The sequence below is a fragment of the Streptomyces eurythermus genome (assembly GCF_014649115.1).
Lineage (GTDB): Bacteria > Actinomycetota > Actinomycetes > Streptomycetales > Streptomycetaceae > Streptomyces > Streptomyces eurythermus.
Genome location: NZ_BMSK01000063.1, coordinates 1 through 756, shown reverse-complemented (window position 1 = coordinate 756; position 756 = coordinate 1). Strand labels below are relative to the sequence as shown.

General features: G+C 63.5%; 1 protein-coding gene. It reads left to right on the top strand.

Annotated elements, in window-relative coordinates; translation table 11 throughout:
- Positions 1 to 46: 46 nt before the first annotated feature.
- Positions 47 to 756, top strand: a 710-nt coding sequence (locus IE251_RS40475) for a ribonucleotide-diphosphate reductase subunit beta (protein WP_189757931.1), incomplete at its 3' end; no start/stop codon positions are given.

Sequence of the window (756 nt, the reverse complement as noted above, 5' to 3'; positions counted from 1 at the left end):
TCGCCTGTTCCCTGGAAAACCCCGAGTCCTGCGAGGCCTGCCAGTAATGTCCCGTAACACCAACCTGCTCGACCCCGGCTTCGAACTCACCCTGCGCCCCATGCGCTACCCCGACTTCTACGAACGCTACCGGGACGCCATCAAGAACACCTGGACCGTCGAAGAGGTCGACCTCCACTCCGACGTCGCCGACCTCGCCAAACTCACCCCCGAGGAACAACACCTCATCGGCCGGCTCGTCGCCTTCTTCGCCACCGGCGACTCCATCGTCGCCAACAACCTCGTACTCACGCTGTACAAGCACATCAACTCCCCCGAAGCACGCCTGTACCTGAGCCGCCAGCTGTTCGAGGAAGCCGTCCACGTCCAGTTCTACCTGACCCTGCTGGACACCTACCTCCCCGACCCGGAGGACAGGGCGGCCGCCTTCGCCGCCGTGGAGAACATCCCCTCCATCCGCGAGAAAGCACAGTTCTGCTTCACGTGGATGGACTCGGTCGAAAAACTCGACCGGCTGGAGACCAAGGCCGACCGCCGCCGCTTCCTGCTCAACCTCATCTGCTTCGCCGCCTGCATCGAAGGACTCTTCTTCTACGGCGCCTTCGCCTACGTCTACTGGTTCCGCAGCCGCGGCCTGCTGCACGGCCTGGCCACCGGCACCAACTGGGTCTTCCGCGACGAGACCATGCACATGAGCTTCGCCTTCGACGTCGTCGACACCGTCCGCAAGGAAGAACCCGACCTCTTCGACGACCA